The sequence below is a fragment of the Devosia sp. MC1541 genome, assembly GCF_012847305.1.
GTDB lineage: Bacteria > Pseudomonadota > Alphaproteobacteria > Rhizobiales > Devosiaceae > Devosia.
This window is the reverse complement of sequence record NZ_JABBDZ010000022.1, coordinates 1-18208: the sequence shown is the minus strand read 5'-3', so window position 1 is coordinate 18208 and position 18208 is coordinate 1. Positions and strand designations below refer to the sequence as shown.

Below are 18208 nucleotides of genomic sequence, written 5' to 3'. Positions count from 1 at the left end.
GACTGTCAGGAAACCACCCCATTAGAGACTCCATCTGCGTCTTCAGTGAACGGCGGCTTTCAGGAAATGGACAGAGTGTCCCGAACGACCGGAATGGGGGCGTTAGTCGACACTTCGAGGTAGTGCCATGAACGTCCTATATGTGAAATCTGTGTGCTTCTAGCGACGGACAATGTCGTACTGGGGACAAAACATGTCCCCAGTAGCTCGTTAGCCATAGATGTTCTGCTGTGCATCTGCACAAATTATGGAAGAAATTCCGAGAATAATTCTCGGCCTCTTTTGCCAAGCGGTCTAGTATATTCAGGGGGCAAAGTTACGTAAATTTAGTCCCCAAATTCGTGTGAGACTTCGCTCCACAAGTTGGCTGGCAGACCACGGTTTTTGAAAATCTCGATTTCGCGCTGTACGCCGGAGCTTTCCTTCCAGCCGGGCTCATCGATGACAATGATTTCCGTCATTACATCCATAAATACGGCGTCGATTGGCGCCCACAGTTTGCCGATGCCGGCCCGGTCGAGGTCGGCCAGATAGGCGTTGATTGGATGTGACATAGAGACTTGGCTGAATACCACCGAGCCGCTGCGCGCGATCTTGGCTGCCACGGAATTGCAGAGTTGAAACCGGTGTTCGACGACAACGCGATCAGCGTGGCTATATGGGCAGGCTAGAAAGATTTTACGCAATTTTGGTTGTCCTTTATTGGCGTAAGCGTCATCGGGGCCAGTCCCGTGCATGCGCGATCGCCGTTTCGAATAGTTCGTGATGCGCCGCCGACACCGGATCATGTGGAGCAAAGCGTCGGCCACTGGCGCGCGCTTGAGTGACATTCACTCCGCACAGTTCGGCGAGGCCGATGCTGGTCATTTCGTGCGTGGCTGGGACGACGATGGTCTTGCCGCATGCCGAGGCGAGGAACTGTGCGAAATAGGTACTTTGGGACAGGCCGCCATCGATCGAAATGGTATCGCCCAACGGCACAAGGAGATCGGCTCTCTTGACCAAAGTAGCCGTCAGTAAAGCGATGCCTTCAAGCACAGCGCGGATCATGTCTCGCCGATTGGTTGAGTGGCTCATGCCAATAAAAAGTGGCGCAGCGTGGCGGTCCCAATGTGGCGCTGCCAAGCCCGAAAGCGCGGGGACGAAAACAAGGCCGCGAGACAGCGCAGACGGGCCATCGAAGGTATCGAGATCCTGGACGGTGCTGTACAGCCCGATTTGATGCGCCCAGTCTAGAGCCGCACCCGCATCATAGACCCCGCCCTCAATGGCATAGGTCAATCCGTCTTCACGCTCCACCCATGCAATAGTTGGCAGCAAATCTTGGGCTATGGGCCTTTCAGAGCCGGCAATGGCGAGCAAGAACGCGCCAGTACCAAACGTAATCTTGCACGCGCCGGGATGGCGACATCCATGGCCAAATAGCGCTGCCTGTTGATCGACGACCGAGGCCAAGACCGGGACGCCGTTGATCGCTCCAAGTGGCTCACCAGCACTGGCAATTCTGGGCAGGCACTGCATGGGCACGCCATGGAGTGAGCACAGAGCATTGCTCCAATGGCCGGTCTGCAAATCCAGCAGCCCGGTGCGCGACGCGGTGGTGAGATCGGTGACAAAATTGCCGGTAAGGCGATCAAGAAAGAACGCATCGGTCGTTCCTAGTCGCAGCGTTCCGGCTTCAAACGCCCGCGCTACGGCCGGTAGCGTTCCCAACAGCCACGCAAGTTTGCTAGCAGAAAAATAGGGATCGAGGGGAAGGCCGCAGACGTTTCTGGACAGTGAATGCGCGTCTTGTGGCATCGAAGCCAAGTGCGCCGACGTGCGCGAATCTTTCCAAACCACAACAGGAGAAAGGGGCTGGCCAGTAAGCGCGTCCCAAGCCAAGCAGCTCTCGCCTTGGTTGGCTATTGCAATCCCATCTACGCGACCTGCTGCGGCAAGCACAGTCTTGATATTGCCCAGCAATTCCTCTGCATCATGCTCAACCCAGTTCAAAGCTGGATAGTGTTCTTGATGCTGAAGGCTGGCTACCTGCCTCCATACGCCGCCATCTTCGACAACGAGGCAGCGTGTGGAGCTGGTGCCTTGGTCGATACAGGCGATAGATATCATGCCTGCGCCTGGAAGCCGAAATGTACCTTGTCAGCGTTCAAAACACCGGCGGGCCTAGGGACCTGAATGCGTGTTTCCGGCATCCAGTTCGCCCGTCGCCGCCAAACGGTTACGCCATCGACTTCGAGCGTCAAGGTGCCCTTCGCGCGGCGTAAGAAGCGCAACTGGAAATTTTCTAAACCAACTGGAATTGTGCTGCCACTGCGAAGCAGGTTTGGTACGACCAGTTTGACCGGATCGTCGTAGGTGATGCGGACGGGGGTGTCGGCGGGTATAGCACCTGCGAGGTCCGCCGCAATTGTTCTGCCAATTGCCCGACCCTCACGATAGGCCCAGCCGCCGGTTTCGACAGCGCGAAGCACGTTGCCTGCCGCAAAGTAGATCGGGTTGGCGCAGCGGCCGTTTTGGTCAACCGCGGGCCCAAGGGAACCGCGGTCAGTTTCAACGCGCGACATTTGGAAAAGGCTTGCTTCCGGCGTGAACTGGCCCGAAAACAGCACCCCGTCACACTCCAGCGTCTCGATGACTGAGCCGCGCTGGATCTTGACTGCCTCGACACGCGCACGACCGACAATGTCGACGATCCGGGCATTGAGATGAAACGGTATTCCGACCAAGGGTGGGAACCAGCTGAAAGGAGCGCTCACTAAGGCGTGGTCACGCGGCTCCAGCACAGCGACAGGGCGCGCCCCGTGGCTCAAGCACGTCATGATCGCCGACATGGTCACAAGTTCAGAGCCGACGATCACGGGCCTTTTGAAGGGCATGATCTTGTGAAAGGCGACATAGGCCTGCAAGGCCCCTGTGGTCAAAACGCCCACCGGCCGGTCGCCGGACACCATTCGCGCCGAGCGCGGCAGTTCACGTGTGCCCGTCGTCACCAAAATACGTTTACCGGACAGTGATGACAGACCTGCGTCACTCGAGACTTGAAGTTCGCCATCTTCTCCAAGGCGGGTAACGGAGTGTCCATAACGCAGATCAATGCCGTGGCGTGACACTTCCTGCTCGAGGCGTCGCCCATAGCTGGCGCCCAAATACACGCGCCCGAATTCGAGCATGCCGAACGGGGAGTGGCTGCAGTGCCGGGTGGCCCCGCCAAGATGCCGCTCGCGCTCTAAAAGGGTCACTTTTTCGACGCCGGCCTGTCGTAGCGCGATGGCCGCTGCCACTCCGGATGGCCCGCCACCAATAACGATTACATCGGAAGACTGCTGGCTCAAGTGTCGCGCTCCGCCTCGACTGCGAGTGGCGTGGCCAGCAGTCCTGTGGTCATGTCAGCAATTCGTGCATTGCAATAAAAGCCCTGACACCGGCCCATGCCGGCGCGGGTACGCCTTCTCAGACCACCATAATCGCCCGGTGGAAGCGCGCTGGTGAGCGCGGCCTCGATCTCGCGCCGGGTCACCATCTCACAATGACACACTATCTCACCATGGTCGGGCCGTTGCCAATCCCGGGTAACGGTTTCGGTCAAGTTTGGTACGGTCACTTCGAGGGTCGAGGGTTCGGTGGGCATTCCAAGACCCGTGCCGCCATGCAGGTCTAGGGCATGTTGCGCAAGGCCAAGGGCTGCGCTGAGCCCGGTCGAACGAACGCCGCCCAAGGTGATGGCGTTCGGCCGCGCAATGACGCGATACTGCTTTTGTTCGGTTGCCGGGCGCAGGCCCGCGTATACAGCGGTGATCGCAACGCCATCCAGCGCGGGAACGAGCTTCTTGCCGTGGGCAAGCAGGGCTGCCAAGGTTTCTTCTTCGACCGTCGCACGTGTGCGATCAACCTGTTCCTCGGCAGTGGGGCCCACCAGAATATTACCAAAAGCGGTTGGGCAGATGACGATGCCTTTAGTGATCTCGTTGGGCACCGGCAGGATGATGGTCTTGAGATGGCGCGTGGCCGATTTGTCGAGCACGATGAACTGACCCTTGCGGGGCCGGATCTCGAACTCAGCTGTGAACCCGAGGCGCTGATCCACTTCGTCGCCGAACAGGCCAGCGCAATTGATGACAAATTTTGACCGAATGTCACCCTGCGTGGTGAGCAGACGCCAAGCGCCGTCGAACTCCCCTTTGATAAGCTCGCAGCGCCGCACCACTTGCGCGCCGAGTGCAATCGCCTGATTGACATAAGCGAGGGGGGCAGACCAGGGATCTATGACGTGCTCGTCGGGCACATGCAAAGCGGCGACGATCCTGTCTGACAGACCAGGTTCGACGGCGCGCGCTTGAGCGCCCGAAAGCAGATGCAGGTTCTCAATGCCATTTTCGCGACCTTGAGTGGCGATGCCATCGAGCGCCAGTGCCTCTTCGGGCGTCCACGCGCAAACGAGCGCTCCCGTGTGCACGACTGACAAGTTCATGCTGGCATGGATATCGAGATATTCTTGGCGGCCGCGTTTGACCAGGTCGAGTTCAAGACTGCCTGCAGGCGCATCAAAGCCAGTGTGCAAGATCGCGCTATTGGCCTTGGACGCGCCCGACAAGATGTCGCTGCCTTTTTCGATCAGAACAACGCGTGCTCCGGCCAATGCAAATCGACGGGCCACGGCACAACCGACCACCCCGGCACCAATGATTGCAATGTCGAACTCTTCCATCAGAGCGCTTGTCGCGGCCATCAGGGATTTCCTACCGTTCGGTCAAATTATGACTGAACGGTAGAGTTGTTTGCCTGTTGCGTAAAGAGAAAAACAAGAACCAAGATGAATATGGTCACGTTTTGTGTGTGGTGCCCACGCCGCATTGAGTCCGTCTCGCCGTGTGAGCTAGAATATTCGACTAGATCAGATGGCAGAGTCCAGCGTGGCAACCAGAGTTTGGGTGCCCGCGCCTGCCATGGCGTCGGCAATGGGCTTTGGTGGTGGGCACTCAGAAATCAGCCTGCCGACTTTCGACCAAGGGGCGACTTCAAAGATGCCGCGCTTTGAAAATTTCGAGGAGTCCGCAAGAACATTAACGGTCTCGACGCGCTCGATTATCGCCTGGGCGATCTGCGTCTCACGCTCATCGAAGTCGAGCAGTCCCGATGGGGCGATAGCGCCCACTGTAAGGAAGGCATAGCGCGCACGGAAACGCTGTATTTGCTCAACGGCGAGCGTCCCCACCGTTTCCGACGCGTCATGGCTATAGGCGCCGCCGATTAGGAAAACCTTGTGATCGTGCCCGGCGGCAACGATTGCAGCGATACGGGAGCTGTTGGTAATGACGGTGAGGCGGCTCAAGTTAGCGATGGCTTCGGCAAACAAGAGTGTCGTTGTGCCTGTATCGAGAAACAGCGAGTCGCCCGGCACGAGCACGTTTGCGGCTGCTCTGGCGATGAGCCGCTTCTGGTCTCTGTTCTCTAGCATTCGGGAGGCAAATGGCCCCTCTCCGAGGGGCTCGCTCACGCCGTTTGGCGTGGTACGGGCACCGCCATGAAACTTGTGAATACGCCCCGTCGCATCGAGATTGACGAGGTCGCGACGCACCGTCTCCTTGGACATGCCGAGCTTATCTGCAAGTTCATCGACGCTGACTTCGCCTAGCGCGTTGACTAACTTAACAATTTCCTCGTGGCGATCATGAGGCCGCATACTCAACCTCCCGGTCTGTTCTCTTAGCACTGTCATTGTGCACAGCGATGCCCGAATAGGCAATATTCGGTCGACATATCTGCCGCGCCTTAGGGTGTAAAGCGGCGCGACAATATCTTGTTTGCATACTATACGGCTCGCAATGCGGCCTCCCATCTTGGGCTAGAAATGCCGTATTGCGCCCGTGCCAACAGGAATTGGCCGTACTGGCGGAAGTCATAGCCCATCGTCGACAGGTGTGACTGCAGCAATGCCCAAAGGGACCACTTCATCATCGTTAGATTGCTGTACAGGTAGATGCGCGCGGCGGCGTCCGCACGCCAAGAACCATAATAGAGCTCGACCATCAGACGTTCTCGTTCTGGGGTCATAAAGGATTCGAACGCGATCCCCCCTAAATCCCAAGCAGAATCGTTATTGCCAGCGTATTCCCAGTCGATGATTTTGACCGTCTTACCTGAGCCGATCATATAGTTTGTAATGTGGGCATCGTTATAGCTACCTGTAAGGTCGATGCCGGAGGCCTCAATTGCGTCACGGGCTTGGGCGAGCGCTGGCTCTAAACTGGTGAACTGGCTGGGAAGCGCGATGTTGAGCTGCGCCAAGTGGTGAAGATGCGCCTCAATCTGCTCAAATCCAGTCGCCGTCGAGAGGAAGCGTTGGCTGCGGTGCACCGTACGGTATCCTGCTAGGATGCCGGCAAGGATATCGCTATCGTGCAGGTCGATGAGGTTCGCCCCTCGGAAACCGTCGAGAAACTCATAGACTTCCACTCCAGACTGGGCGTCGACGTGCAAAAGCTGCGGCGCTACTCCCACCAGGCCAACTTTTCGTGACGCGTCGACTGCTGTCTGGCGTTCGATCAGGCCGTCTGTTTTTTCTCCGGGGCTTTTGACGAAATGGCTGGTCCGATCTGGCCAGATTACGCGCCAGTTATAATTGGTAAAGCCCAAGCCGATACGTTGGATCTCTGCACGCCCGTCGGGCCGGTCTGCCCAACGTCCAAGTGCCTCCACCACCCGGTTCCGAGAGCGTGAGACTGCATCGCGATCGGTCATAGCTGCGCTCCAGATTGTGCCGCGAGGCGGCCGCGGGCTCGCACGAGTCGAGTCTCGCCATATTTGAAAAATTCAATGTTGCTGCGCGGCGACAAGAAGTGCGCCAGCCGGCCCCAAAGTCCCCAACCGATATCTAGGAGCGCCATGCAAGCATGAAGGCGCGTCAAGGTGTGCGCCTCGGCAGCTATCCCATATTGCGTTAACAATTCCGCATGTTCTGCGTCTGGGCAGTCAAAGGCTAGCGCAAGTGCGGCCAAATCCCAGAGGGGATCTCCGTTCGCTGCATGGTCGAAGTCGACCAAGAGAATCTGGTTTTCGGGTCCCACGAGCATGTTGCTCGCCAGGATTTGGCCATGCAGCGGAACCTGTGGTGCTGGCGATAAGGCGATGACTTTTAGTAAGTCTGCAGAGTGGCGCCGCAGGACCTCGAAATCCTCAGGAACGACCAACTGAGCTTGCTCGCTGGCCCCTCCCAAAATTGCATCTATTGCCGTCAATGTTGCATCGATGAAATGCCAAGCAGGTCGATCGATCGGCAGGGTGTCGGTTCCGTGCCAGCGCTTTATCGTCCGAAGAGCTGATGCTTTGATGTCTGGATTGTCGAAGTCAGGTCGCATGACCGTATGCCAGCCAGTGGGAGCGCGTTCAAAAAGAGTGGCACCCGAGTGAGGGGCGTGCTCGACAAAGCCGGGTGCGGCCCCTACGCGAGCCGCAGCCCGTGCGGCCATTGCTGCCAAATGAGAATCAGCTGCCCCGGGAAGTTCTTGGTGGTGAAGCTTGAGGAAATACTGGGCGCCATCGCACTCTATGAAGGCGCTGTCAGCGTCAAGGCCTGTGTGCATCGACATTGCGTAGGGCGCAATCCATTCCAGAAGCGTGGCGCCCTGAAGATGGAACTCTGCCAGTGCAGCGGTCAGGCGGAAGTCAATCTCCGTCTTGTCGATTTCCATGCGAATTTGCCCGTTTTGTCTCAGTCTCGGCCCATATTAGCTCAAATAATCGAAAAAACGTCAACCTTTCAAACCGAATATGTGTTTTTATGACCGAATAGACTTGACGACCTGCCCGAATAGTACAAATCTCAAAAACGGAGGGTCGCAATGCCAGTATTGCAGCGCTATAGCGAGAGGGGAGGGGAGTGCGCCAGTGTGGCGTCGTCCATCGCTTGCTCGCCCGTAGTTCTTCCTGGTCATGGCGCGCAGCAGTCGCTCGCGTGTACTGAGATGACATTGCCCTATTGGCCGCGTGGCTCCGCCATTTCCGATTCAGATGCGCAACATGCCGCTAGCGGCGTTTCTAGTGCGCAAACCGCAATTCCCATTCCGTCCGGCGCTGCGCCAGCTTCGCCTTCAGTTGCAACATTGAGATACGCATGACCGAAATCTGGAAAATGACCCTTGGGCAACTCACTGCGGGCTATGCCTCCGGTGCGCTGTCTCCTGTAGATGCTGCTAAGGCTGCGTTCGAACGTATCGAAAAGGTCAATCCAGCGATCAACGCGATCTTTGCGCCAATGCCGGAGCGAGCGTTAGAAGCGGCTGTTGCATCGGAGAAGCGCTGGCGCGATGGCGCTGCATTGGGCCCGCTCGACGGTGTGCCGATGACCATCAAAGACAGTGTCGCGATGAAGGGGACGCCCTATGTTCGCGGTTGCGCTGCCAATCTTGGTAATCCGCTCTCAACCTCGGACTCGCCGCCTGTGGCGCGCATCCAGGAAGCTGGTGGCGTCATTCTGGCGAAGACCACTATGCCAGACTTTGGTATGTTCGCAGCGGGCGTCAGCTCTGCGCACGGCACCACCCGAAATCCCTTTAATCTTGCCTATAATACTGGCGGCTCCAGCAGCGGCGGTGCAGCATCCCTAGCTGCAGGCATTGGCGCATTGACTATCGGCACAGATATGGCTGGCTCGGTGCGCATGCCGGCTGCCATGTGTGGCCTTGCCGGCATGAAGCCGACACAGGGTCGTGTGCCGCATTTGCCACCGAGTGCTGTCCGCAGCGCCGGTCCTCTGGCTCGCAATGTCAAGGATATGGCCACCTTCCTGACTGTTCTGTCGGGCGAGGATCTTCGCGACTTCGGCTCTATTCCTCCCGAGCAGCGTCGATACGAGGATGCGGATCCGGCTCAACTTAAGGGCATGGAGATCGGCCTTTGTCTCGACGCGGGCTTTGGATGTGAAACGGAGCCTGAAATCCGTGAGGCAATCCTGCGCGTTGCGCGCGAGGTTGAAGCTGCGGGTGCCGTTATCGTGCCCGTTGATCGTTTGATCGAGTTCGACCCAAGCGAGGCCTTGAACAAGCTGTTCTTCCTGCGCAGTCGCCTTGAATACAACGCTATGCCTGCCGAAAAGCGCAGCCTCATGTTGCCCTATGCTCTGCAGGCTTGCGAGGCAGCGGGAGAGATTAGCGCAATCGACTACGCAAGCGCTCTCGAGGAGCTGGAAAAGGCCAAAGCGCAGATGTACCGCCATTTCGGTCGCCTGCAGTACATGCTGACGCCGGCATCGCCTGTACACGGTTTCCCCGCTGATGATGTCGGAGCAGACACTAAGTCCGCCCTCCGTCACACCAATTTCATGTCGCTGGTTAATCAGACAGGCCAGCCCGGTGCCGTTGTTAATTGCGGCATGACTGCTCAGAACCTGCCAATCGGCGTTCAAGTCATCGGTCGTCGTTTCGACGACTGGGGTGTGGTGCAGCTGCTTGCTGCACTGGAAACAATGTTGGGCGCGACGCCCGACATCGCAGAACCAAACTAGTCGTCGCCCGAGGGGGCAAAAGGAGGGATTTAACGAATGCAGATTGTTCCAAAGCTAGGCACGAAAGCTCGTGCACTGGCCATCGGCGGGGCTCTGTCCGCGCTTATGGCAGGCATGGCTCACGCAGATGACCGCCCTGTGATCACCATCGCGGTTCCGCAGGTGGTCAATGGTGGCGTGCTCGATTTCCTGGCCGACCAGAGCTTGGTTTCCCAGCGTATTGCAGACAGCATTGCTGAAACCATGATCGACTTCGATCGTCAGAATCCAGAGCTGACCACGCGCGCCGCGCTGGCTGAAAGCTGGACGCGGATCGACGAAGACACCATCGAGCTCAAGCTTCGCCCCAATGTGAAGTTCCATTCCGGTGCGACCCTGTCGGCAGACGACGTTGTCTTCAGCTTCTCCCCGGAACGCTTCGGTGCTGTTGAAGACGGCAGGGGCGTCCCGCCAGAATTGAAGGCAGCCGCAACACGCCTTTGGTCCGGCATTTCGGTGGAAAAAGTTGACGATCTCACAGTCCGCGTCAACTCGGAAAAGCCAGACCCGGTTCTCGAGCAGCGTATGCAGCGTCTCGGCGCCGAAATCGTGTCGAAGGCCGACTACGAAGCCACCGCAACCTATGGTGACTTTTTCAAGGCTCCGGTCGGCACTGGCCCATTCAAGGTCGCTGAGTTCCGCCACAACGAGCTTCTCGTTCTCGATGCTCACGACGAGTACTGGGGCGGCAAGCCTGCCGTTCAGCAGCTGCGCTTCGTCGTCGTGCCTGAAGGCTCCAGCCGTATCAACGGCCTGCTCGCTGGCGAATACGATTTCATCACTGACGTGATGCCTGATCAAATTCCGGCCACCGAGGCGGATGACAAGTTCGAGGTTGTTGGTGGCGGCGCTGCCAATCTGCGCCTGCTCGTGTTCGATAAGCACAATGGCCCGATGCAGGATCCGCGCGTCCGTTTGGCAATGGCCCATGCGATCGATCGCCAGGCTATCATCGACGCGCTCTATGCCGGCATGAGCCGCATCCCCGCAGGCCTTCAATTCGAGGCCTATGGCGATATGTTCATCAGCGACTGGACCGCTCCGGAGTACAATCCAGAACTGGCCAAGAAGCTTCTGGCTGAGGCTGGTTACAACGGCGAGACCGTCACCTACCGTATCCTGAACAACTACTACGTGAACCAGGTCTCCACTGCGCAGATATTGTCCTCGATGTGGGAAGCTGTCGGCGTCAAGACCCAGATCGAGATCAAGGAAAACTGGGCTCAGGTGAACGACAAGGCCGCTGCGCCAGGCTCCGGCGAGCGTATGATCCGCGACCTCGGCAATTCGCTTGTCTTCCCAGACCCAGTGGCAACCTTCGGTAATTTCTATTGCCACCAGGGTGCTATCGTTGGCACGGGCGAATGGGAGAGCGAAGTTCTCAATGAGCAGTGCGACATTCTATTGACGTCGATGGATCCCGCTGTCCGTAAGGCCGCGTTCCGCCGCATGCTCGAAATCGCGGAGCGTGAGGACCCGGTCTACACCGTACTCCATGAGAACATCATGCTCTACGGCAAGCGCAAGGATATCAAGTGGGACTGGTCCAGCCTGTTCTCGATGGATTTCCGCGCAGGTAATCTCGAAATCGTCCAATAAGCAACACAGTTCCGGGGCCTTCGGGCCTCGGAACCCCGGTTTGCGGAGACTTCCTCTATGACAATGACAGCTGCCCCCGCAGAATCCCCGGTGTTCTCACTACGTAATCTCACGGTCGATTTTCGCCACGGCGAAGGTTTTGTCCGAGCCCTACACGGCATTGATCTCGATCTGGCGCGAGGGGAAACGCTCGGCATTGTGGGCGAGTCGGGCTGTGGCAAATCGATTACTTGGCTTGCGGCCCTCGGCCTATTGCGCGGTGGCGCAAAAGTCGGCGGTTCGGCCAAAGTCATGGGCCAGGAACTGGTTCACGCCTCTGACAAAACGCTCTCAAGCGTTCGCGGTGGGCGCGTCGCTATGATTTTTCAGGATCCTTCGAGCTCCCTCAATCCAGTTCACAGGATCGGCAAACAATTACTTGAAGCGCTTCGCTTACACCGTGGCCTCACCGGCGAAGCTGCACGTGCGGAGGCCGTTCGGCTACTCGACCGTGTCGGCATTTCAAATGCGCCACAGCGCATGCGAGAATATGCACATGAGATGTCCGGCGGTATGAACCAGCGCATCATGATCGCAATGGCGCTGGCCGGCGAACCTGAAGTGCTGATCGCCGACGAGGCGACAACCGCACTCGATACGACAATTCAGGCCCAAGTCCTCGCGCTGCTGCAGGAGATCCAGAAGGATACCGGAAGCGCGCTTGTTATCATCTCGCACGATCTCGGCGTTGTCGCTGAGATGACTGATCGCGTCGCAGTGATGTACTGCGGGCGGGTTATTGAAACCGGCGATCGCGATGAAATTTTCGACAATCCGCAGCATCCGTACACGCGCGGCTTGATGGCCGCAGTTCCTGATTTGACCGGCCCGAGGCAGCGATTGATTGCTATTCCGGGCACCGTTCCTGCGCCTGATCGCCTACCACCTGGCTGCTTCTTTTCTCCCCGCTGTGAGCGTGCGGCGTCCGAATGCAGGTCCGGCGCTATATCCATGCAGTCCATCGGCAAATCAGCGACCCATCATGCGGCTTGTGTCCGCCTAGAGGCGATCTCTCAAGGAGTGGCTTCATGACACTGCTCGAAGTTGAAAATATCAGCAGACACTACAAACTTCCGCCCGCCACGTTCCGGGGGGAAGCTCGCACCCTCAAAGCTGTCGATGGCGTAAGCTTTTCCATCAATAAAGGTGAAACGCTCGGCCTCGTAGGCGAATCCGGATGTGGCAAGTCGACCACGGGCCGGTTGGTGCTGGGGCATATCCCCCGTAGTGGCGGCACGGTCACATTTGATGGCCGCACCGTTGGCACCAAGCGCGATGCCCACTGGCGCGAAATGCGTCGTCATTTGCAGATGGTCTATCAAGATCCACTGGGCGCACTTGACCGCCGTTGGACGATCGCCAATCAGATCGGGGAGCCGCTCGATATCCATCAAAAGTCCATGCCTAAGGCGGAGCGCTCCGAGCGTGTAGCCAGCCTTATGGCCGATGTCGGTCTGCGTCCGGATCACGCGCAGCGTTTCCCTCACGAGCTCTCCGGTGGCCAACGGCAACGCGTCGTGATCGCTCGCGCCCTAGCGCTGGAGCCAGAGCTCATCGTGTTCGATGAGCCGGTATCGGCGCTTGACGTTTCCGTTCAAGCCCAAATGCTGAACCTTCTTGATGACTTGCGAACGCGGACCGGGTTTGCGTCGCTGTTCATCAGCCATGATCTCAAAGTTGTCCGGCATATCTCGGACCGGGTCGCCGTGATGTATCTCGGCGAGATCGTCGAGCAGGGCCCGTCGGAAACCATCTTCCGGGCGCCACAGCACCCTTACACCTTGGCTCTTGCTGCTGCGATACCTTCGGCAAAGCGCGCTGAGAAATCGACGCGAACGCTACTTACCGGTGCGCCGCCGAACCCAGTTAACAAGCCATCTGGCTGCACGTTCCATCCTCGCTGCCCAGTTGCGATGCCGATGTGCGCCCAGATTAAACCACCCATGATCACCGACGGCCAGCATAGCGTCGCCTGTCATCTCGTGAAGGGTGGAAACACAAACTCGGTGATTACGCCTTGAGGTACTTTCTCGTCCGTTTGCTGCGCGCTCTGGTCACCATTCTGGCTGTTGTGAGTATGTGCTTCATCGTCCTGCGATTGGCAGGTGACCCCTCGGTTGCCATGCTTGGTCCCGACGTAAGCGCTGCCGAAATAGCAGCCTTCCGGGAACGCTGGGGCCTCGATCAGCCCCTGCATATCCAATTTTTCCAGTTCATCTGGGCTGTGATGCATGGCGACCTCGGCTATTCGATGCGTGGAGGTGAGCCTGCGCTGTCCATGGTCTTGCGCCACGTCCCCCAGACATTGGCAATTACGGTGCCAGCTCTGTTGGTGTCGATCGCTATCGGCGTCCCTGCGGGCATTGCTGCCGCACTGTACCGCAATACTTGGTTTGACCGTCTGATCATTCTGGTTTCGATCGTAGGGTATACTGTTCCCAGCTTCGTGCTGGCCCTTGTCTTGGCATTAGTGTTCTCAGTGACCCTTCGGTGGTTTCCAACAGGTGGCTCCGGCACCTTGGCACACCTGGTGCTGCCGGTGGCCACCATCGGGCTCATCGGCGCCGCGGTCATTGCTCGCTATACGCGTTCAGCGATGCTTGAAGTCGACGGGCAGCCCTTCATTCGTACAGCGTCTGCCAAAGGACTTCGCCGTGGTGCGGTGGTTAGTCGTCACGCCCTGCCAAATGCTGCCGTGCCCATCGTCACCATTCTCGGCTTCATGGTCGGCTCCACAGTGACCGGAGCCGTCGTGGTCGAGACCGTATTTTCGTGGCCGGGCATCGGTCGGCTGCTTGTGACCTCGGTCGCGGCGCGCGATCTGGCAGTAGTTCAGGTGATTACACTGCTGGTGAGTGCAGCAATGGTCCTCTCAAATCTGGTCGTCGACATGCTCTATGGCTTTTTGGATCCGCGCATGCGCGCAAGTAAGGGTGTCGGCGAATGAACAGCCCCACAGACCTATCATCTGCGACCCAAAAGGCTTCAGGCAGCGTACTTACCGGTCGCGCACCCTTGCGCACCTTCCTTCGCAATTGGCCGCTGACGGTTCTGCTCTCGCTGGCATGGATGACTTTCGTCGTTTTAATCGTGGTGTTCCTGCCCCTGATCATCGGCGCTGACTTCCAAGCAATGGATCTCAAGAACCGCCTTTCGCCACCAGTTTTCTTCGGCGGCACTTGGCAACATGCGTTAGGCACAGACGAACTGGGGCGCGACGTTCTGGCTCGCCTACTTGCCTCGACCCAAACGTCGATGGCCCTTGCGCTGGCCGCGACCATATTGAGCACGGTCCTTGGCGTTGGCCTCGGTTTCCTCGCCAGCTACATGCGAGGCGTAGTTGAGCAGATCATTTTGATGTTCATCGACGCACAATCGGCCATCCCGTTCATGATCATCGCCCTAGCGGTGCTGGCATTCCTTGGCAATTCGCTGCTGCTGTTCACCATTCTGCTGGGCTTTTCCGGCTGGGCCAGCATTGCGCGCGTCACCCGTGGTCTCGCCATCTCGTTCAGTGAGCATGGTTTCGCCAACGCGGTAGGCGATCTGGGTGCATCGCCGTGGCGCATCTATATGCGACACATCCTGCCCAACATCGCCTCGACGCTGGTGGTTTCGCTGACGCTGAATTTCCCCGAGGTCATCTTGCTTGAGGCTGGCCTGTCCTTCCTCGGCTTAGGTATCCATCCTCCCATGACCTCGCTTGGTAGCATGGTGGGATATGCCCGCGATTATCTGCATACCGCGCCTTGGATTTTGCTGGCACCGGCTTTGGTGATCGTCGTCACAACCCTAAGCATGTCGCTGGTCGGAGACTGGCTGCGTGACCGTCTTGACCCAGCTCTCAGATAACAAACTCACCTCATCCATAGGGGCGGTTTTGCCCCGAAGATCGACCAAATAAAGGACCGTGCTTCAATGACTGCCTGCATCACTAGCGTTGGTTTCAACGCAGCTTCAACCGACGGTGAATTCACCAGCTATGAGCTGGAAATGCGCAACCTCGCCGAAATTGGCGCTGAAGTTGTAGAGATGTGTGTGACGTCCCTCGACCTCATCGCCAACGGTCGCATCATGCCAGAGCGTATGGCCCGCCTAGAGAAGGTCGCGCGCGACTACAAGTTCAAGTATACCGTGCATGGTCTGGTTTCGTCCGATTTCATGGATCCGGATACGCTTGATCGCCAGTTGAAGGTCGCCAAGGCTGTCGTAGAGATCTGTGATCGCATCGACGCTCGCGTGCTGGTGCAGCACAGCGGACGTGTTCGGGCCGACACTCCGCTCAACCGTGCCGGCGCGGACCAGCGCGAAGCTGACGCGTTCTACGAGCTCGCCGAGTTTGCAAAGCCTTACGGCGTTCGCATTGCCGTTGAAAACTGCTTCCTCACCAGCCAGGGCGAATATCGCCGGTTGCCGTCCGAGATCGCGGGGATGCTGCGCGAGATCAACCATCCTAACTTGGTTGGTACGCTCGACTTTGGCCACGCTTACATTGACTGCACCCATCGCGGACTCGACTTCATGACCGAACTTCGTGCCATGGCGCCGGTCACGGGCCATCTCCACGTTCACGACTCCTACGGCAATATGCGCGGCGCGACGCCGTTCTATTATCCGCAGGATGGCGTCGCTCTCGGTTTGGGTGACCTGCACCTGCCGCTCGGCTGGGGTGATATCAATTGGGAAGAGATTTTCTCGGAACTAACCTTCCTGCCCGATACAGCCCTGATGATGGAGGTCAGCAATCGGCGTTTTGGTGCTGAACAGCCGGCAAGCTTGGCGCGAGCCCGTCAGTTGCAGGCGCTGGTCAATAATCGGGTCTAACCCAATAGTGTCAAATGCGCCGGTTAGACCGGCGCGGTGAGGTTAAGAATTGCCCTTGTATCACGCGCTTTTGCAGCTTGGTGGCGCCATCATGATGCTGCTCTGGGCCATCCGCATGTTGCGCAGTGGTGTCGAGCGTGGGCACGGAGCATTGCTGTCGCGCCTCACCAATAACCCTAAGGGCGGATGGCCAACATCCGCCCTCACAGGGCTGCTGACCGCTGCCCTATTGCAAAGCTCCACTGCTGTTGCACTTCTCGTCTCAGCAATTGCAGCAACCGGAACACTGCCCTTGGCGTCTGCTCTTGCCATGGTGCTCGGGGCCGATGTCGGATCCGCATTGATCCTGCAAGTGCTTGCGACTGATCTGTCATGGCTTGCTGCTCTTTTGGGCTTGGTCGGCGGAGCCCTGTACCTAGGAGCCTCCAGCCGCAAATGGCGTCAGACTGGTCGGATTGGCCTGTCAATTGCACTGGTCATGATCTCCTTGGGGCTGATTGGGGACGCCACAGAGCCGCTCAGGGATGCACCCATGCTTGTTCCGGCGGTCCAATATCTCAACAGCGACGTACTGACGGCATTTGTAGTGGGTGCTGTTTTTACTTGGCTGGTCCATTCCAGCATCGCCTCGATCCTGCTTATCGCCACCTTCATGGGGCAGGGGATCATTCCATTTGAGTTGGCTGTCGTCTTGGTCTTTGGGGCCAATGTTGGCGGCGGCCTCATCGCCGTCGGGTTGACGCTGAAAGCTGATATTGCCGCCCGTCGCATTGCTTTGGGCAATTTCCTCTTCAAGTTGGTCTTTGCCGGAGCGGCTCTCGCCATCGTTTATCCATCAGGCTTTGCGGTCGTCGGCTGGTTCTCCAGTCCCACAGGCATCGTGCAGTTGCATCTGTTGTTCAACATCGCGATGCTGGTCCTCGGGCTGCCCTTGGTGGGCGTTGTTTCCGCAATGATCCAGCGACTGGTGCCGGATGCTCGCACCACCAATGCCGACGCTGGCGAAAATTCGCGTCTTGATCCGCGTCTGCTCCAAGACCCACGCAGCGCTGAAACTTGCGTAAAGCGCGAGATGTTGGCTATGGCACGTCATGTCGAGGAAATGCTCCATCCCGTTGCGGAACTGTTCAAGTACCCCGATCAAGAGAAGATCCAGAAGATCAAACAGCTTGAGAGCGAGGTGGACCGACGCCATACGGAGATTAAGCATTACCTCGCCCGCATCGTTTATGACGATGACCAGTCGGACAGGGCATGGCGTTGCTTTGCGCTTGCGGACTTTGCCGTGAACTTGGAATTTGCTGCAGATACGATCTCTGGACGCCTCGTAAAGTTGGCGCGCGCATATTCCCGCCAGCCAGATGTGTTTCGTGCCGCAGATTGGGACGAATTGTTCGAAATCCACCGGCGCGTGAGCGAGAACCTGCAATTATCGTTGAACGTCATGTTGAGCGAAGATCATTTGTCGGCGCAACGTTTGCTTGGCACCAAGGAGAAAATGGCCCTCGCCGAGCGCGCCAATGTCATCAACCACATCCAAAGGCTGCGGGCCGATGCCACTCAGACCAACCGGGCGGGTGACATCCACCTCGAAACCATGCGCGCCATGCGGCAAATCAATTCGATGGTTGCCAGCATCGCTCTACCGTTTGTCGATGACGCTCATCACGGACACCTACGGTTGGACCCCTAATTATTCTCCGGATGGCAAGATTGGATTTCGTCACGACAGAAGCGCGACGGGAGTTATTGCGATAGATCAACCTTGCACCGTACCTTTGCCCTTTACTGCGAAAGACGCTGAAGGTGAGGTCGGGCTTTGATCAGTGCGGCAGTGGTTCAACGGACGTTATCCGGCAACGTTGAGAATATGGTCCATGCGTTGTGTCTGGATGCAACAAGCTGGGTTAGGGGGCGACAAGCGCGGCAGTGGAACAACATTCACCAACGCTGTCTGAACAGTCCTCGCTAATTGTCGGGCGCTTGCAGTGGCACCGACTGTAAGCTGCAGGTGCTTTCGGGACATCTTTCTGTCTGATTATAGCTTTTCTCGGAGGGCCTCGTAAGGGGTTTTTCCGTTGAACGCGCCGTGCGGCCTGGCGAAGTTATAGAACCGTTCCCACTCGTTCAGTTTCGCCTCGAGATCAACATCGCCCTTGTAGCTGAGCAGCTGGTAGAACTCCTGTTGATCTGACCGGTGCGATC

At 57.9% G+C, this 18208-nt stretch carries 16 protein-coding genes; 8 read left to right on the top strand and 8 right to left on the bottom strand.

Annotated features, from left to right (window positions below; all coding sequences use genetic code 11):
• Nucleotides 1-326: 326 nt before the first annotated feature.
• From HKD40_RS16510 to HKD40_RS16480, 7 genes are all read right to left on the bottom strand, one after another.
• Nucleotides 327-686, bottom strand: coding sequence for a DUF1937 family protein (locus tag HKD40_RS16510; RefSeq protein ID WP_169196880.1), 360 nt, complete (start codon nt 684-686; stop codon nt 327-329).
• A 28-nt stretch (nt 687-714) separates the two neighbouring features.
• Nucleotides 715-2109 (bottom strand): FGGY family carbohydrate kinase, encoded by a 1395-nt coding sequence (locus HKD40_RS16505; RefSeq protein WP_169196888.1) that lies wholly within the window; start codon nt 2107-2109, stop codon nt 715-717.
• Complete coding sequence (locus tag HKD40_RS16500; protein ID WP_169196879.1) at nt 2109-3335, bottom strand: FAD-dependent oxidoreductase; 1227 nt, start codon at nt 3333-3335, stop codon at nt 2109-2111. Before HKD40_RS16500 ends, HKD40_RS16505 begins: the two co-directional genes overlap by 1 nt.
• Entirely contained in the window at nt 3332-4729 is a 1398-nt protein-coding gene (locus tag HKD40_RS16495) for an NAD(P)/FAD-dependent oxidoreductase (protein WP_169196878.1), read from the bottom strand. The genes HKD40_RS16500 and HKD40_RS16495 overlap by 4 nt, the downstream gene beginning before the upstream one ends.
• 165 nt (nt 4730-4894) lie before the next feature.
• A complete protein-coding gene (locus tag HKD40_RS16490) occupies nt 4895-5683 on the bottom strand; it encodes a DeoR/GlpR family DNA-binding transcription regulator (protein WP_169196877.1) in 789 nt (262 codons plus the stop codon).
• 128 nt (nt 5684-5811) lie between these two features.
• Nucleotides 5812-6741 (bottom strand): choline/ethanolamine kinase family protein, encoded by a 930-nt coding sequence (locus HKD40_RS16485; protein ID WP_169196876.1) that lies wholly within the window; start codon nt 6739-6741, stop codon nt 5812-5814.
• Nucleotides 6738-7691 carry a phosphotransferase gene (locus tag HKD40_RS16480; RefSeq protein ID WP_169196875.1) on the bottom strand — a complete coding sequence of 318 codons (954 nt, stop codon included), beginning with the start codon at nt 7689-7691 and terminating at the stop codon, nt 6738-6740. Before HKD40_RS16480 ends, HKD40_RS16485 begins: the two co-directional genes overlap by 4 nt.
• A gap of 422 nt (nt 7692-8113) precedes the next feature.
• Here HKD40_RS16480 and HKD40_RS16475 point away from each other — a divergent pair, with 422 nt between their 5' ends.
• The 8 genes from HKD40_RS16475 (at nt 8114) to HKD40_RS16440 (ending at nt 17696) form a co-directional block, all read left to right on the top strand.
• Complete coding sequence (locus HKD40_RS16475) at nt 8114-9502, top strand: amidase (protein ID WP_169196874.1); 1389 nt, start codon at nt 8114-8116, stop codon at nt 9500-9502.
• 36 nt (nt 9503-9538) lie between these two features.
• Nucleotides 9539-11140 carry an ABC transporter substrate-binding protein gene (locus tag HKD40_RS16470; RefSeq protein ID WP_169196873.1) on the top strand — a complete coding sequence of 534 codons (1602 nt, stop codon included), beginning with the start codon at nt 9539-9541 and terminating at the stop codon, nt 11138-11140.
• 57 nt (nt 11141-11197) lie between these two features.
• Nucleotides 11198-12211: an ABC transporter ATP-binding protein gene (locus tag HKD40_RS16465; RefSeq protein ID WP_248306114.1), complete on the top strand. Its 1014-nt coding sequence runs from the start codon at nt 11198-11200 to the stop codon at nt 12209-12211.
• Complete coding sequence (locus HKD40_RS16460; RefSeq protein ID WP_169196872.1) at nt 12208-13200, top strand: oligopeptide/dipeptide ABC transporter ATP-binding protein; 993 nt, start codon at nt 12208-12210, stop codon at nt 13198-13200. Before HKD40_RS16465 ends, HKD40_RS16460 begins: the two co-directional genes overlap by 4 nt.
• A 56-nt stretch (nt 13201-13256) precedes the next feature.
• Nucleotides 13257-14126 carry an ABC transporter permease gene (locus HKD40_RS16455; protein WP_169196886.1) on the top strand — a complete coding sequence of 290 codons (870 nt, stop codon included), beginning with the start codon at nt 13257-13259 and terminating at the stop codon, nt 14124-14126.
• Between the two features lie 122 nt (nt 14127-14248).
• Complete coding sequence (locus HKD40_RS16450; RefSeq protein ID WP_248306116.1) at nt 14249-15031, top strand: ABC transporter permease; 783 nt, start codon at nt 14249-14251, stop codon at nt 15029-15031.
• 66 nt (nt 15032-15097) lie between these two features.
• Nucleotides 15098-16003 carry a sugar phosphate isomerase/epimerase gene (locus HKD40_RS16445; RefSeq protein ID WP_169196870.1) on the top strand — a complete coding sequence of 302 codons (906 nt, stop codon included), beginning with the start codon at nt 15098-15100 and terminating at the stop codon, nt 16001-16003.
• 49 nt (nt 16004-16052) lie between these two features.
• Entirely contained in the window at nt 16053-17696 is a 1644-nt protein-coding gene (locus HKD40_RS16440; RefSeq protein WP_169196869.1) for a Na/Pi cotransporter family protein, read from the top strand.
• A gap of 345 nt (nt 17697-18041) precedes the next feature.
• Here HKD40_RS16440 and HKD40_RS16435 read toward each other — a convergent pair.
• On the bottom strand, nt 18042-18208 hold a 167-nt coding region (locus HKD40_RS16435; protein WP_169196412.1), incomplete at its 5' end, for an integrase core domain-containing protein.

What these genes read in the sequence shown, in the direction of transcription:
- HKD40_RS16495 (WP_169196878.1), bottom strand. Translation starts at nt 4,729, where the DNA reads ATGGCCGCGACAAGCGCTCTGATGGAAGAGTTCGACATTGCAATCATT.
- HKD40_RS16490 (WP_169196877.1), bottom strand. Translation starts at nt 5,683, where the DNA reads ATGCGGCCTCATGATCGCCACGAGGAAATTGTTAAGTTAGTCAACGCG.
- HKD40_RS16485 (WP_169196876.1), bottom strand. Translation starts at nt 6,741, where the DNA reads ATGACCGATCGCGATGCAGTCTCACGCTCTCGGAACCGGGTGGTGGAG.
- HKD40_RS16480 (WP_169196875.1), bottom strand. Translation starts at nt 7,691, where the DNA reads ATGGAAATCGACAAGACGGAGATTGACTTCCGCCTGACCGCTGCACTG.
- HKD40_RS16475 (WP_169196874.1), top strand. Translation starts at nt 8,114, where the DNA reads ATGACCGAAATCTGGAAAATGACCCTTGGGCAACTCACTGCGGGCTAT.
- HKD40_RS16470 (WP_169196873.1), top strand. Translation starts at nt 9,539, where the DNA reads ATGCAGATTGTTCCAAAGCTAGGCACGAAAGCTCGTGCACTGGCCATC.
- HKD40_RS16465 (WP_248306114.1), top strand. Translation starts at nt 11,198, where the DNA reads ATGACAATGACAGCTGCCCCCGCAGAATCCCCGGTGTTCTCACTACGT.
- HKD40_RS16460 (WP_169196872.1), top strand. Translation starts at nt 12,208, where the DNA reads ATGACACTGCTCGAAGTTGAAAATATCAGCAGACACTACAAACTTCCG.
- HKD40_RS16455 (WP_169196886.1), top strand. Translation starts at nt 13,257, where the DNA reads ATGTGCTTCATCGTCCTGCGATTGGCAGGTGACCCCTCGGTTGCCATG.
- HKD40_RS16450 (WP_248306116.1), top strand. Translation starts at nt 14,249, where the DNA reads ATGACTTTCGTCGTTTTAATCGTGGTGTTCCTGCCCCTGATCATCGGC.
- HKD40_RS16445 (WP_169196870.1), top strand. Translation starts at nt 15,098, where the DNA reads ATGACTGCCTGCATCACTAGCGTTGGTTTCAACGCAGCTTCAACCGAC.